Origin of the sequence: Streptomyces viridifaciens, from assembly GCF_001888885.2 — a bacterium.
Taxonomy (GTDB): Bacteria; Actinomycetota; Actinomycetes; order Streptomycetales; family Streptomycetaceae; genus Kitasatospora; species Kitasatospora aureofaciens.
This window is the reverse complement of sequence record NZ_CP090841.1, coordinates 5,459,783-5,474,319: the sequence shown is the minus strand read 5'-3', so window position 1 is coordinate 5,474,319 and position 14,537 is coordinate 5,459,783. Positions and strand designations below refer to the sequence as shown.

Genomic DNA, 14,537 nt, shown 5'->3' with positions numbered 1-14,537 from the left:
CGCTGTGTGAAGCGGGGGGAGGCCGCAGGCGCCGGAGCGCCGGAGCCCACCCGCTACAAAACCCTCGTCATCGTCCGGTGCGGAATCCCGGCGTCGTCGTACACCGGCCCCTCCGCCACGTACCCCAGCCGCTCGTAGAACCCGAGCGCCCGCACCTGCGCGTGCAGCTCGACCTCGACTCCGCCGCGCTCCCGCCCGGCCGCCTCGATCGCCCGGACCAGTTCGACCCCGAGCCCCGTCCCCCGGGCCGCCGCCAGGACCGCGAGCCGCCCGAGCAGCACCCGCCCCTCGACGCCTCCGGTCAGCTTCAGGGCCTCCTCGCCGAAGATCAGCCGCCCGGTCCCCAGCGCGGCGCCGTCCGCGCCCACCGCCAGCACGTGCACCGAGGTGGCGTCGTACTCGTCGTACTCCAGTTCCTCCGGCACGTTCTGCTCGACGACGAACACCTCACGCCGCACCGCCCGCACCTGCTCCAGGTCGGCCTCCCCCTCGGCGACCCGCACGGAGACCGTCATCTCAGCTCTCCGACGCGATGACGTCCAGCGCCTTCTGCAGGTCGGCCGGGTACTCGCTGCTGAACTCGACCCACTGCCCGTCCGCCGGGTGCTCGAAGCCGAGCGACACGGCGTGCAGCCACTGCCGGGTCAGCCCGAGCCGCTTCGCCAGCGTCGGGTCGGCGCCGTACGTCAGGTCGCCCACGCAGGGGTGCCGCAGCGCGGACATGTGGACGCGGATCTGGTGGGTGCGGCCGGTCTCCAGCTTGATGGCCATGAGCGAGGCCGCCCGGTACGCCTCGATCAGGTCGTAGTGGGTGACGGACGGCTTGCCCTCGCGGGTCACCGCCCACTTCCAGTCCGAGCTGGGGTGCCGGCCGATCGGCGCGTCGACCGTGCCGCTCAGCGGGTCCGGGTGCCCCTGGACCAGCGTGTGGTAGCGCTTGTCCGTGACCCGGTCGTGGAACTGCCGCTTGAGGTCGGTGTAGGCCCGCTCGGACTTGGCGACGACCATCAGCCCCGAGGTGCCGACGTCCAGCCGGTGCACGATGCCCTGCCGCTCGGCGGCACCGGAGGTCGAGATCCGGTAGCCGGCCGCGGCGAGCCCGCCGATGACGGTCGGGCCGGTCCAGCCGGGGCTCGGGTGCGCCGCGACGCCGACCGGCTTGTCGATCAGCACGATGTCCTCGTCGTCGTGGACGATCCGCATGCCGTCGACCGGCTCGGCCACGATCCGCACCGGGGCGGCTGGGGCGGGGATCTCGACCTCCAGCCAGGACCCGGCGGTCACCCGGTCCGACTTGCCGGCCACGGCGCCGTCGAGCGTCACCTTGCCCTCGGCGGCCAGCTCGGCGGCCTTGGTCCGGGAGAAGCCGAACATCCGGGCGAGGGCGGCGTCGAGACGCTCGCCCTCCAGACCGTCGGGAACGGGGAGGCTGCGGATCTGCGCTGCGGTACTCACCCGTACGAGTATGCCGGAAACCCGACCGCGCCCCGCCCGCCGGCCGCCCGGCCCGGGGTCGGGCCCTACTTCTCGCCCTTCTCCGCCGGCTGGTGCACGCTCCCGTCCGGGTTGCTGCCCCGGAAGGAGAGCAGCACGACGAGGATGCCGCCGCAGACGATCGCCGAGTCCGCGAGGTTGAACACCGCGAAGTGCTGGACCGAGATGAAGTCCACGACGTGCCCGCGGAAGACGCCCGGCGCACGGAACAGCCGGTCGGTGAGGTTGCCGAGGGCGCCGCCGAGCAGCAGCCCGAGCGCGATCGCCCACGGGAGGCTGTACAGCCGGCGGGCGATCCGCCAGATCACCACGATGACGGCCGAGGCGATCATCGTGAAGACGACGGTCAGGGCCTGCCCCATTCCGAAGGCGGCGCCGGAGTTGCGGATCACCTGGAGGGTGACGACGTCGCCGATCACCTTGATCGCCGCATGGTTCTCCAGCCTGGCGACGACCAGCAGCTTGCTGCCGAGGTCGATCAGGAAGGCGAGCACCGCGACGACCAGCAGCACCCCGACCCGGCGCCGGCCCGCGGGCTTGTCCGCCGCGGCGGCGCCGGACGCGGAGTCCGCCTCCGCGGGCCCGGTCGGCTCCACGGAATCGGCCACGGCCACCTCCACGCCATCGGCGGGGTTCGGGACGGCGTCGTCCCTGGTCTGGGGGGAACCTTGCGTACTGATGATCCGCTCCGCTGCCGATATGAGCCGGTGAGGGCCTGAACGCGTCCGTACCGACGAGTCAGGCGACGTTACGGGGTCGAGCGTACGGCAAGCCCGACCCCCCGCGTCGCCCCGATGGCGCGGCCGGTCGGCCGCTCGGTGCCCCGGTTCAGCGGCGTTCCTGCTTGGCCTTGCACTGCACGCAGAGCGTGGCCCGCGGGAAGGCCTGCATCCGGGCCTTGCCGATGGCCTGTCCGCAGGACTCGCAGGTGCCGAAGCCGACACCCTCCAGCCGCGCCAGGGCGCGTTCCGTCTGGGCGAGGCTGTCCCGCGCGTTGTTGGCGAGCGCCAGCTCACTCTCCCGCGAGATGTTCTTCGTACCGGCGTCCACCTGGTCGTCACCGGCTCCGTCGTTGGAGTCGCGCATCAGGCCGGCGATCGCGGCGTCGGCGGCGTCGATCTCGCCGCGCAGCCGCTCCAGGTCGTTGATCAGCTCGTCGTGCAACTCGTGGACCTCGTCCGAGGTCCAGGCCTCCTCACCCGGCCGGACGGGCAGTGTCGCCGGGTCGACCGACTCGGCTCCGCGCGTCACGGTGACGGTGTCGGCGCTGCTCTTCTGAGGTGCGGTAGTGGTCACGGTCCCCTCCCCTGGATCGGCCGCCACGGCCTTGCGTGCCCGCTTGGTGGCGGTACCCGCGCCGGTTGCCTTCTCAGCCATGGCTTCGACCCCATCTACGAACGAATCGAGCCGCCGGTTCCCGGCGGCCTCCAGTGCCGGAACGATAATCCCGATCAAAACCGGTCACAACATGACATACCGATGCCTCACGATGATCCCACCCAGGCAGCCGCCCCAACCGCCACGCCCCGCGCGCTGACAGACTTGTGCCCACCTCGCCCCCGCCTAATCGCCCCCGCCGACCGGCCCGGACCGCACCCCGGACCCGCTCCCCCGAATCCCCTTGGACAAACCGTCTGGCCCGGCCGATACACTGGCCCTGCAAGGCGCAGATGGGACGAGTACCGACGTACGCAGCCACCAGCGACCCGGGGACGGTGCGAGCCCGGGGGTGTGCACGGCGGGAAGATCACCCCGGAGCCGCCGGAAGAACAGCCACCGCGGTGGCCCACTAGACCCGGCAGCAAGCCCAAACAAGAGGGCCGCGAACGCAGCACCGCGGCCAAGGAGGGTGGTACCGCGGGGCGGCTGGTCCGTCTCGTCCCTCCGGAGGATCCAGTCCCAGCATCCGCCGGAGGTAGACGCCCGCGATGACCACCTACAACCCCGTCCCCGCACAGGTGGACCTCCCCGCACTCGAACACCAGATCCTCTCCTTCTGGCAGGACAACAAGGTCTTCCAGCGCAGCCTGGAGCAGTCCGAGGGCCGCCCCGAGTGGGTCTTCTACGAGGGCCCGCCGACCGCCAACGGCATGCCCGGCGCCCACCACATCGAGGCCCGCGTCTTCAAGGACGTCTTCCCGCGCTACCGGACGATGAAGGGCTACCACGTCGCCCGCAAGGCCGGCTGGGACTGCCACGGCCTCCCGGTCGAGCTCGCCGTCGAGAAGGAGCTGGGCTTCTCCGGCAAGCAGGACATCGAGGCGTACGGCATCGCCGAGTTCAACGCCAAGTGCCGCGAGTCGGTGACCCGCCACACCGACGCCTTCACCGAGCTGACCACCCGCATGGGGTACTGGGTCGACCTCGACGAGGCCTACCGGACGATGGACCCGTCGTACGTCCAGTCCGTCTGGTGGTCGCTCAAGCAGATCTTCGACAAGGGCCTGCTGGTCCAGGACCACCGGGTCGCCCCCTGGTGCCCGCGCTGCGGCACCGGCCTGTCCGACCACGAGCTGGCCCAGGGCTACGAGACCGTCGTCGACCCCTCGGTCTACGTCCGCTTCCCGCTCACCAGCGGCCCGCTGGCCGACCGGGCCGCCCTGCTGGTCTGGACCACCACCCCGTGGACCCTGGTCTCCAACACCGCCGCCGCCGTCCACCCGGAGGTCACCTACGTGGTGGCCACCGACGGCAACGAGCAGCTGGTCGTCGCCGAGCCGCTGGTCGCCAAGGCGCTCGGCGAGGGCTGGGAGACCACCGGCGAGTCCTTCACCGGCGCCGAGATGGAGCGCTGGGCCTACCGCCGCCCCTTCGACCTGGTCGAGATCGAGAACGCCCACTACGTCCTCAACGCCGACTACGTCACCACCGAGGACGGCACCGGCATCGTCCACCAGTCCCCCGCCTTCGGCGCGGACGACCTCGCGACCTGCCGCAAGTACGGCCTGCCGGTGGTCAACCCGGTGCTCGGCGACGGCACCTTCGCCCCCGAGGTCCCGCTGGTCGGCGGCCAGTTCTTCAAGAAGGCCGACGAGGCCCTGGTCGCGGACCTCAAGGAGCGCGGCCTGCTCTTCCGCCACCTGCCGTACGAGCACAGCTACCCGCACTGCTGGCGCTGCCACACCGCGCTGCTCTACTACGCGCAGCCGTCCTGGTACATCCGGACCACCGCCGTCAAGGACGCGATGATCCGCGAGAACGAGGCCACCAACTGGTTCCCGGACACGGTCAAGCACGGCCGCTTCGGCGACTGGCTCAACAACAACATCGACTGGGCGCTCAGCCGCAACCGCTACTGGGGCACCCCGCTGCCGATCTGGCGCTGCGAGGAGGGCCACCTCACCTGCGTCGGCTCGCTGGCCGAGCTGTCCGAGCTCACCGGCACCGACCAGAGCGCCCTCGACCCGCACCGCCCGTACATCGACGACGTGACCTTCGCCTGCCGCGACTGCGGCGGCACCGCCACCCGCGTGCCCGAGGTCATCGACGCCTGGTACGACTCGGGCTCGATGCCCTTCGCCCAGTACGGCTACCCGTACCAGAACAAGGAGCTGTTCGAGAAGCGCTACCCGGCGCAGTTCATCTCCGAGGCGATCGACCAGACCCGCGGCTGGTTCTACACCCTGATGGCCGTCGGCACCCTGGTGTTCGACAGGAACAGCTACGAGAACGTCGTCTGCCTGGGCCACATCCTGGCCGAGGACGGCCGCAAGATGTCCAAGCACCTGGGCAACATCCTCCAGCCGATCCCGCTGATGGACCAGCACGGCGCCGACGCCGTCCGCTGGTTCATGGCGGCCGGCGGCTCGCCCTGGTCGGCCCGCCGGGTCGGCCACGGCACCATCCAGGAGGTGGTCCGCAAGACCCTCCTCACCTACTGGAACACCGTCGCCTTCCAGGCCCTGTACGCCCGCACCTCCGAGTGGGCCCCCTCCGCGAGCGACCCGGCCCCGGCCGACCGCCCGCAGCTGGACCGCTGGGTGCTCTCCGAACTGAACACCCTGGTCCGTGAGGTCGACGCGGCCTTCGAGGCGTACGACACCCAGCGCGCCGGCAAGCTGCTCTCCGGCTTCGTCGACGACCTCTCCAACTGGTACGTCCGCCGCGGTCGCCGCCGCTTCTGGCAGGGCGACGCCGCCGCGCTCGCCACCCTGCACGAGGCGCTGGAGACCGTCACCCGCCTGATGGCCCCGCTCACCCCCTTCATCACCGAGCGGGTCTGGCAGGACCTGGTCGTCCCGGTCACCCCGGACGCCCCGACCTCGGTGCACCTGGCCACCTGGCCCGAGGCCGACGAGACCCTGATCGACACCGAGCTCTCCCGGCACATGGCCCTGGTCCGCCGCCTGGTCGAACTGGGCCGTGCCACCCGCGCCGAGTCCGGCGTGAAGACCCGCCAGCCGCTCTCCCGCGCCCTGGTCGCCGCCCAGGGCTGGGAGGAGCTGCCCGCCGACCTGCGCGCCCAGATCGCCGAGGAGCTCAACGTCTCCACCCTGGAGTCCCTCGCCGAGGTCGGGGGCTCGCTCGTCGACACCACCGCCAAGGCCAACTTCCGCGCCCTGGGCAAGCGCTTCGGCAAGGGCGTCCAGGACGTCGCCAAGGCCGTCGCCGCCACCGACGCCGCCCGCCTGGCCACCGAACTGCGCGCCGACGGCCGGACCAGCATCGACCTGAACGGCGAGACGATCACCCTCTCCCCCGACGAGGTGATCATCACCGAAACCCCGCGCGAGGGCTGGGCCGTCGCCAACGAGTCCGGTGCCACCGTCGCCCTCGACCTGACCATCACCCCGGAACTCAAGCGCCTCGGCATCGCCCGCGACGCGATCCGCCAGATCCAGGAAGCCCGCAAGAACTCCGGCCTCGACGTAGCCGACCGCATCATCCTCCGCTGGCGCGCCACCACGGAGGAAACCGCCGAAGCGATCGCCGAACACGGCCCCCTCGTCGCCGAAGAGGTCCTCGCCACCGACTTCGCCGCCGGCGAAGCCGACTGGACCTCCGACACCTTCACCGACGAATCCCTCGGCCTCGCCTTCCAACTCCGCAAGGCCTGACCCCCCGAAAGCCGCCGCCCAGCTCCCCCGAGCCGGGCGGCGGTTTCCTTTTTTCCCCAACCCCCTCACCGGCGCCCACCCCCCCTCGTGGGCGCGCAGGCAGCGCCCCGCGCGCCCACGGGAAGCCGCACTCCTCGCCCGACCAGGCGAGAGGGAGCCGCCCCGGCGCCACCCACCCTCCCGAGAGCCCCCACCACCAGCCCCCCACGGAACACAAAAAAGGGCGCCCCCTCCCCGACCCGGAGGTCGGACAGGGGACGCCCTCAACAAACCCGGCTACAACCTCAGTTGTCGCCGTCCTCGTCAATCAGGAAGCCCCGCATCGGCGCCGGAGCCTGCTGCATCGGCTGCGGCGGCTGCGGCCGGACGGCCGCCATCGGCTGGGTCATCCCGGCCGGCTGCATCTGCGGCGCACCACTGTTGCCACCGCCCTGCCCGCCGAAGCTCGGCGCCGGCGCGTTCCCTCCGAAGGAGCTCTGCCCACCGAACGACGGCGAGTTGCCACCGAACGAAGGCTGGTTCCCACCGAAGGAAGGCGCGGAGCCCATCGAGCCCCCACCGGCCGGCGCCATCGACGACGCCGCCGGCGGCAGCGACGCGGTGGCGGGGATCCGCGGCGGCGCGAGCGAGTCGTCGGCCTGCGACTCCAGCTGACGCAGCTGGGTCTCCAGGTACGACTTCAGACGCGTCCGGTACTCACGCTCGAACGCCCGCAGGTCCTCGACCTTGCGCTCCAGCGTGGCCCGCGCGGACTCCAGCGACCCCATCGCGACGCGGTGCTTCTCCTGCGCGTCCCGCTCCAGGGCGTCGGCCTTGGCCCGGGCGTCGCGCTCCAGACCCTCGGCCCGGCTGCGCGCCTCGCCGACGATCTTGTTGGCCTCGGAGCGGGCCTCGGAGATCGCCTGGTCGGCGGTCTGCTGGGCGAGCGCCAGGACGCGGGCAGCGCTGTCGCCACCGGGACCCTGCTGCTGCATCGGGCCGCCGAGCGGGCCGCCCATCTGCTGCGGCGGGCCACCCATGGGGCCGCCCATCGGCTGCATCTGCTGCTGCTGGCCCATGCCCTGGCCCATCGGGTTGCCCATCTGCTGCGGGCCACCGGGACCGCCCATGGGCTGGAGCATCTGACCACCCATCGGCTGGACCAGCTGCTGCTGGCCGCCCATGGTCTGGTTCATCTGCTGCGGGCCACCGGGGCCCATCGGACCGCCCTGGCCGGCCGGGAGCTGCGGCGCACCGGAGGGCAGGCCGAGCGGCTGGTTGCCCATCTGCTGCTGCTGGGGACCACCGGGGCCCATCTGCTGCGGGCCGCCGGGGCCCATCTGCTGCTGGCCACCCGGACCCTGCTGGCCGGGGACCGGCGGGCCGGATATGGCGGCCGGGACGGGAGCGGCCGGACGCTGGGCGTCCTGCGGCGGCTCCTTCCGCATGTTGGCCTGGTTCTGCGCGGCGGCGCGAGTCGCGGCGGCCAGCTTGGCGCGCAGGTCCTCGTTCTCCCGGAGGAGGCGGGTCAGCTCCGCCTCGACCTCGTCGAGGAAGGCATCGACCTCGTCCTCGTCATAGCCTTCACGCAGGCGGACGGTCGTGAACTGCTTGTTCCGAACGTCCTCGGGGGTCAATGGCATCTCTTCACCTCAACGTGATCGTCGGCACACCGGCATCCTGTCGCATCGCTCACCTACGACTAGGGGTGCACAAGCGAGATCAGGACATACACAATGATCATCAGTACGAAGAAGGACAGGTCGAGCGCCACGCCCCCGAAACGCAACGGCGGAATGAACCGCCGAAGAAGCTTGAGCGGCGGATCCGTGACAGTGTACGTGGCCTCCAGGACCAGGACCATGGCCTTGCCGGGCCGCCACGAACGCGCGAACTGGAAGACCCAGTCCATGACCAGTCGAACGAGCAGGAACACCAGGAAGACGGTCAGGGCGTAGTAGAGCACCGCCCACACGATGTCCATCGCGTTTCCCTCTCCCCGGTCCCGGGCCCTAGGGCCTGCCGCTCGTCACCTGTCGCCAACCACTGTTGATCAGATCCACACGTAAAGTCGTGGCCGGGTCAGCTCTGGTTGAAGAACCCACCCTCGGCGATCCGAGCCTTGTCCTCCGCCGTGACATCGACGTTAGCAGGCGACAGCAGGAACACCTTCTGTGTCACGCGCTCGATACTGCCGTGCAGACCGAAGACGAGTCCAGCGGCGAAGTCTACGAGTCGCTTCGCGTCCGTGTCGTCCATCTCGGTCAGATTCATGATCACGGGGGTACCGCCGCGGAACTGTTCCCCGATGGTACGGGCCTCGTTGTAGGTCCGGGGGTGCAACGTGGTGATGCGGTAGGGCTCTCGTTCGTTCACTACCTTGGGCATGATCACCGGTGCGCTCTTCTCCAGGTTGTGGCGGCGTTCGGGTGTGATGGACGACACGGGGGCCATCCTCGGGGTCTCCTGCCGGATCGGCACCGCGGCCGGGACCGGCTGCGGGGTGATCGAGGAGACCGGAGCGGGGGCGGGAGCGGCTGCCGGCCGGGGGATGTCCTCGGTCCGCTGCCCGGTACGGATCGGCTCGGGGTCCGCGTCGTAGTCGTCGTCGGGGTCGTACCCCTGGCCGTCGTACGTCTCGTCCTCCACGAGGCCGAGGTAGACCGCCATCTTGCGCATTGCGCCGGCCATGCTCCTGTCTCCTCCGCTCATGGCCACCTCGCTGGCGCTCGGTGGCTGCTTCGCGAAGCCGCGCACCTTCCATCGGTCGCGCGCTCCGCTCGCTCCGTGCGAACCGTCCCCGCGGCCGGGGCCACGGCCCTGCCTGCGGATTCCCCGGCCGGCCCGCGACGGCCCGTCAAGGCGACGCGCCGTCAGAGTCCGTGGGCTGGAGGCCGCGGAGCTGCGATCCACGGTTGGCTAGCGCTTCTGAAAGCTGCTAGTTTCTGTCCTATTTTGTCCTGCAGTCTGATCTACTACCCGGTGACGTTACCCGAGGGGTGACCTCACTCCGAGTACCGCCGTTCCGACGCGCACATGTGTCGCTCCGGCGGCAATCGCCTGCTCAAGGTCACCGCTCATGCCTGCGGAGACCATGGTGGCAGCCGGATGGGCCGCCCGTACGGCGGTTGCGATTTCCGCCAGCCGCTCGAAGGCGCGGGCCGGGTTCCCGGCCAGCGGACCGGCCAGTGGAGCGACGGTCATCACACCGTCCAGGCGAAGCCCGGGCGTGTCGGCGATCGCGTCGGCGAGTTCCGCGACGTCCTGGGGGGCGACCCCGGCCCGGTGCGCGCTCTCGCCGCCCGCGGCGGCGCCGCTGATCGACGCTTCCTTGTCGAGGGCCACCTGCACCAGGCAACCGAGCTCCGGCCGCCCGGACTTGAGCACGGCCGCCGAGAGCGACTCGACCAGCCGCAGCCGGTCGACCGAGTGCACGTGGTTCGCGTACCGGACGACCGAGCGGACCTTGTTGGTCTGCAGCTGTCCGACGAAGTGCCAGTCAAGAGGAAGGTTTCTGCACTGCTCGGCCTTGGGCGCGGCGTCCTGGTCCCGGTTCTCCGCGACGTCCGTCACACCCAGTCCGGCCAGCAGTGCGGTGTCCTCGGCCGGGTAGGTCTTGGTGACGACGATCAGGGTGACGTCCTCGCGCGGACGTCCGGCGGCCGCACAGGCGTCCGCGATCCGCCGCTCGACCACTTCGAGGTTGGTGCCGAGTTCCTCGTACCGGGCCAGCTGGCCCTCCGTCAGAGCCTGCGAGAACGCGGCGCTCCCCGGGAACGGTCCGTAGATGTCGTTCGTCATCAGTGATCAGAGCCCAACCAGACGTAGCTCGCGAGCCGGCCCGTGCGCTGCTCGCGGCGATAGGAGAAGTGATCGGCGGATTCGAGGGTGCAGACCGGGGAACGCACCAGCTCGGTGACCCCTGCCGCGGCCAGCTGGGCCGCGACTCCCTCCGGCACGTCCAGCGCCGGGGTCCCCCAGGAGGTCTCGGCGAAGGCCGCCGGGACGACCCCGGCGACCTCGGCGCGCAGCTGGGCCGGCACCTCGTAGCACCGACCGCAGACCGCGGGGCCGGTGGCGGCGGTGATCCGCGCCGGCTCGGCCCCCAGTTCGACCATCGCACTGACGGCCGCGGCCACCACTCCGGCCGCCAGTCCGGGCCGGCCCGCGTGGGCCGCGCCCACCACGCCCGCCACCGGGTCGGCCAGCAGCACCGGGGTGCAGTCCGCAGTCAGCACCGCGAGCGCGAGCGGCCGGTCGGTGACCACCGCGTCCACCGTCGGGGCCTCGCCCAGCGGCTGGCGCTCGGTCACCACGGCCACCTCGGCGCCGTGCACCTGGTTCATCCAGACCACGTCGGCCGGGTTCAGCCCCAGCTCCCGGGCCGCGATCTCCCGGTTCTCCCGGACGGCCTCCGGGTCGTCCCCGACCGCGCCGCCGAGGTTGAGCTCCCCGTACGGCGAAGTGCTCACCCCGCCCCACCGATCGGTGAAGGCGAAGTGAGCACCCGCGCGGACAGCGTGATCGATCACTTAAGGAAATCCGGGACGTCGAGCTCCTCGGCCGGGCTCTCCACGAACGGCTGCCGGGTCGACTGCTGCACCTGCGGCGGCACCGAAGCGGCGGTGGTCGTGGCGGCCTGGGTCTCGGCCGAACGCGTCGGGGCGGCCTGGGCCTCCCCCTCGGACCGGGACGTCACCGAGCCGATGCTCCCGTACGACGGACGGCCGGCCGGGCGCTCCGGGGCGGCCGGCGGGGTGGCCGGGGCGGCGGGGGTGGTGGACTTCACCACCGGGTCGCGGACGATCGCCGGCGGCTGACCGCCGTCGAAGCCGGCCGCGATGACGGTGACCCGCACCTCGTCGCCGAGCGCGTCGTCGATGACCGCACCGAAGATGATGTTCGCCTCGGGGTGGGCGGCCTCGCTGACCAGCTGGGCCGACTCGTTGATCTCGAACAGGCCGAGGTCGGAGCCGCCCGAGATGGACAGCAGCACGCCGCGGGCGCCGTCGATCGAGGCCTCCAGCAGCGGCGAGGAGATCGCCATCACGGCGGCCGCCTTGGCACGGTCCTCGCCGCGGGCCGAGCCGATGCCCATGAGCGCCGAACCGGCGTCCGACATGACGGACTTGACGTCGGCGAAGTCGAGGTTGATCAGACCCGGGGTGGTGATCAGGTCGGTGATGCCCTGGACACCGGAGAGCAGGACCTGGTCCGCCGAGCGGAACGCGTCGAGCACACTGACCTGGCGGTCCGAGATGGACAGCAGCCGGTCGTTGGGGATCACGATGAGGGTGTCGACCTCTTCGCGCAGGGCGGCGATGCCGTCCTCGGCCTGGTTGGCCCGGCGACGGCCCTCGAAGGTGAAGGGGCGGGTGACCACGCCGATGGTCAGGGCGCCCAGCGAGCGGGCGATGTTGGCGACGACGGGCGCGCCGCCCGTGCCCGTGCCACCGCCCTCGCCGGCGGTCACGAAGACCATGTCGGCCCCCTTGAGGACCTCCTCGATCTCCTCGCGGTGGTCCTCGGCGGCCTTGCGGCCGACCTCGGGGTTGGCGCCGGCGCCGAGGCCCCGGGTGAGTTCACGGCCCACATCGAGCTTGACGTCGGCGTCGCTCATGAGGAGGGCCTGCGCATCGGTGTTGATCGCGATGAACTCGACGCCCTTGAGACCGACCTCGATCATCCGGTTGATGGCGTTGACACCACCGCCGCCGATTCCGACGACCTTGATGACTGCGAGGTAGTTCTGCGGTGCTGCCACGTCGAAGGCCTCTCGCCTCGAATTTCCGGGTCGGTGCGGCCCGACGGTGGGCCGTACCGACGGATGTCGATGGGTAGGGAGCCTGGTTTCTGACTGAATGTCCGAAATGCCGACCGCCGACCCCAACCCTAAACTTGACCTTTAGGGTTAGTCCTGTGCCTCCGTCACATCACCAACGGACACAGTCTGGTGACACAGGACACTAGGTGGCTCCGGGCACGCGTTTCAACGAACACGCCGAGCTTCCCTTTTTCTTTTGAGCCTATGTGATCATCGGCCGGCAATGGAAACCGGGGTGACCACCAAGGGTCGGGCCGACACTTCGAGGCGTCAACCCCTCCCTCGGGCACAGAATCTAGCGGATCAACCCGACACCGCCGGCGCCTCCGGCGCGGTCACGTCGAACACGGTGCCCTTCTGCTTCATCAGCGCCAGCAGCACCCGGGCCTTCCGGTCGGTCTGTTCGGGACTCCCCCAACGCACCGTCGCACCCCCGCTGAGCTGCAGTTCGATGTCGTCGTAGGAATGCACGAGGAGCGATCCGGCCCGCTTGGCGATCTCCGGCGGGAGCCCGGCGGCCACCGCCACCGCGCCCTGCACCAGCTGCGCCCGGGAGATCACTCCGTCCACGTCCTTCGCGGGCTGGCTGAGGCGCAGTTCCACCACCGGCACGCCCTGCGGCGGGGTCGCCTCGGTGGCGAAGCTCACGCCGGCGGCATCCACCTGGGTGAACTGGCCGTCGTCCCCCTTGACGGCGGCCACCGCGGTCCGCTGCACCACCTTGACCTGCAGGGTGTGCGGCCAGCCCCGCCAGACCTCGGCCTTCGCCACCCGGGGGATCGCCTCCACCCGGTGCCGGACGGCGTCCAGGTCGACCCGGGCCAGCGGGCCGTCGGCCAGCCCGCCGACCGCGCCGCGGACCTGGTCCGCCGTCAGCTTGTCGTCCGTCGAGCCCTGGACGGCGACGTCGCGCACGTCCAGCACCGACGAGAAGAACACCACCCAGGCCAGCACGCCCAGCACCGCTGCGCCGAGCACGCTCAGCACCACGATGCCCCGCCGGGAGAGCCGGAGGCGGGGAGCGGACTCCTCCCCCTCCAGCTCCTCCTCCAACGGGTCGGCGAGCCGGCCGTCAGCCACGGCGGCGACCGCCGCGGTGTGCCTGGATCGCCTCGTACACCATCCCGACCAGCAGGTCGTCGGCGTCCCGGCGGCCGAACTCGGCGGCGGCGCGGCTCATGTCCCACAGCCGCTGGGGGTCGGTGAGCACCGGCAGCACGTTCTGCAGCACCCAGTCCGGGGTCAGCTCGGCGTCGTCCACCAGCAGGCCGCCGCCGGCCTTGACCATCGGCTGGGCGTTCAGCCGCTGCTCGCCGTTGCCGATCGGCAGCGGTACGAAGGCGGCGGGCAGACCGACGGCCGCCAGCTCGGCCACGGTCATGGCACCGGCCCGGCAGAGCATCAGGTCGGCCGCCGCGTAGGCGAGGTCCATCCGGTCGACGTACGGCACCGCGCGGTACGGCGGCATCCCGGGGACGTCGGCGACCTGCGGCAGCTCGTTCTTCGGGCCGACCGCGTGCAGGATCTGCACGCCGTACTGCTGCAGTCGCGGGGCGATCGCGGTGATGGTCTCGTTGAGCCGGCGCGCGCCCTGGGAGCCGCCGGAGACCAGCAGGGTGGGCAGCCGCTGGTCGAGGCCGAAGTACTGGCGGGCCTCCGGCCGGGTGGCGTTGCGGTCCAGGGTGGCGATGGTCCGGCGCAGCGGGATGCCGATGTACCGGGAGTCGCGCAGCTTGCTGTCCGGGGTGGAGACCGCGACGAAGTCGGTGTAGCGGGCGCCGATCTTGTTGGCCAGACCCGGACGGGCGTTGGCCTCGTGCACCACGATCGGCACCCCGGCCCGCTTGGCGGCCAGGTACGCGGGCATCGCGACGTAGCCGCCGAAACCGACCACGGCGTCGGCGTTGACCCGCTCGATGATCTCCTGGGCGGCCCGCACGGTGCCGCGCAGCCGGCCGGGGACGGTGATCAGCTCGGGGGTGGGCTTGCGGGGCAGCGGGACGGCCGGAATGAGCTCCAGCTGGTAGCCGCGCTCGGGTACCAGGCGGGTCTCCAGCCCCTTCTCGGTGCCCAGGGCGGTGATCCCGATGGACGGGTCGTGCCTGCGGAGGGCGTCCGCGAGGGCCATGGCCGGCTCGATGTGACCGGCGGTCCCCCCGCCGGCGAGTACGACATGCACCGAA

13 protein-coding genes are annotated in these 14,537 nt (G+C 71.3%); 1 reads left to right on the top strand and 12 read right to left on the bottom strand.

What is annotated here, in order from left to right; genetic code table 11:
• Positions 1 to 53: 53 nt before the first annotated feature.
• The 4 genes from BOQ63_RS31655 to BOQ63_RS31640 form a co-directional block, all read right to left on the bottom strand.
• Positions 54 to 515 carry a GNAT family N-acetyltransferase gene (locus BOQ63_RS31655; RefSeq protein ID WP_030280375.1) on the bottom strand — a complete coding sequence of 154 codons (462 nt, stop codon included), beginning with the start codon at positions 513 to 515 and terminating at the stop codon, positions 54 to 56.
• 1 nt (position 516) lies between these two features.
• Positions 517 to 1,455: an RluA family pseudouridine synthase gene (locus tag BOQ63_RS31650; RefSeq protein ID WP_030280373.1), complete on the bottom strand. Its 939-nt coding sequence runs from the start codon at positions 1,453 to 1,455 to the stop codon at positions 517 to 519.
• Between the two features lie 65 nt (positions 1,456 to 1,520).
• Complete coding sequence (lspA, locus tag BOQ63_RS31645) at positions 1,521 to 2,195, bottom strand: signal peptidase II (protein WP_063737910.1); 675 nt, start codon at positions 2,193 to 2,195, stop codon at positions 1,521 to 1,523.
• 127 nt (positions 2,196 to 2,322) lie between these two features.
• Positions 2,323 to 2,871 (bottom strand): TraR/DksA family transcriptional regulator, encoded by a 549-nt coding sequence (locus BOQ63_RS31640; RefSeq protein WP_094742833.1) that lies wholly within the window; start codon positions 2,869 to 2,871, stop codon positions 2,323 to 2,325.
• Positions 2,872 to 3,422: 551 nt separating this feature from the next.
• Between BOQ63_RS31640 and ileS the strand changes: the two genes are divergently transcribed.
• Positions 3,423 to 6,551 carry an isoleucine--tRNA ligase gene (gene ileS / locus BOQ63_RS31635; protein WP_030280369.1) on the top strand — a complete coding sequence of 1,043 codons (3,129 nt, stop codon included), beginning with the start codon at positions 3,423 to 3,425 and terminating at the stop codon, positions 6,549 to 6,551.
• Between the two features lie 284 nt (positions 6,552 to 6,835).
• On the opposite strand, the gene BOQ63_RS31630 is transcribed toward ileS, so the two are convergent.
• The 8 genes from BOQ63_RS31630 to murG all read right to left on the bottom strand — a co-directional run bounded on the left by BOQ63_RS31630 (position 6,836) and on the right by murG (position 14,533).
• The gene (locus tag BOQ63_RS31630) at positions 6,836 to 8,173 is read right to left on the bottom strand and encodes a DivIVA domain-containing protein (RefSeq protein WP_030282905.1); all 1,338 of its coding nucleotides are present in this window, start codon (positions 8,171 to 8,173) and stop codon (positions 6,836 to 6,838) included.
• Between the two features lie 59 nt (positions 8,174 to 8,232).
• Positions 8,233 to 8,514 carry a YggT family protein gene (locus tag BOQ63_RS31625; protein ID WP_030282903.1) on the bottom strand — a complete coding sequence of 94 codons (282 nt, stop codon included), beginning with the start codon at positions 8,512 to 8,514 and terminating at the stop codon, positions 8,233 to 8,235.
• Positions 8,515 to 8,612: 98 nt separating this feature from the next.
• Complete coding sequence (locus BOQ63_RS31620) at positions 8,613 to 9,221, bottom strand: cell division protein SepF (RefSeq protein ID WP_030282899.1); 609 nt, start codon at positions 9,219 to 9,221, stop codon at positions 8,613 to 8,615.
• Between the two features lie 297 nt (positions 9,222 to 9,518).
• Positions 9,519 to 10,331, bottom strand: coding sequence for a YggS family pyridoxal phosphate-dependent enzyme (locus tag BOQ63_RS31615; protein WP_078867245.1), 813 nt, complete (start codon positions 10,329 to 10,331; stop codon positions 9,519 to 9,521).
• Positions 10,331 to 11,062 (bottom strand): peptidoglycan editing factor PgeF, encoded by a 732-nt coding sequence (gene pgeF / locus BOQ63_RS31610; protein WP_030282896.1) that lies wholly within the window; start codon positions 11,060 to 11,062, stop codon positions 10,331 to 10,333. The genes BOQ63_RS31615 and pgeF overlap by 1 nt, the downstream gene beginning before the upstream one ends.
• Positions 11,059 to 12,294, bottom strand: coding sequence for a cell division protein FtsZ (ftsZ, locus tag BOQ63_RS31605; RefSeq protein WP_030282894.1), 1,236 nt, complete (start codon positions 12,292 to 12,294; stop codon positions 11,059 to 11,061). The genes pgeF and ftsZ overlap by 4 nt, the downstream gene beginning before the upstream one ends.
• Positions 12,295 to 12,657: 363 nt before the next feature.
• The gene (locus BOQ63_RS31600) at positions 12,658 to 13,434 is read right to left on the bottom strand and encodes a cell division protein FtsQ/DivIB (RefSeq protein ID WP_072655346.1); all 777 of its coding nucleotides are present in this window, start codon (positions 13,432 to 13,434) and stop codon (positions 12,658 to 12,660) included.
• A complete protein-coding gene (murG, locus tag BOQ63_RS31595; RefSeq protein WP_030282889.1) occupies positions 13,427 to 14,533 on the bottom strand; it encodes an undecaprenyldiphospho-muramoylpentapeptide beta-N-acetylglucosaminyltransferase in 1,107 nt (368 codons plus the stop codon). Before murG ends, BOQ63_RS31600 begins: the two co-directional genes overlap by 8 nt.
• Positions 14,534 to 14,537: the final 4 nt, after the last annotated feature.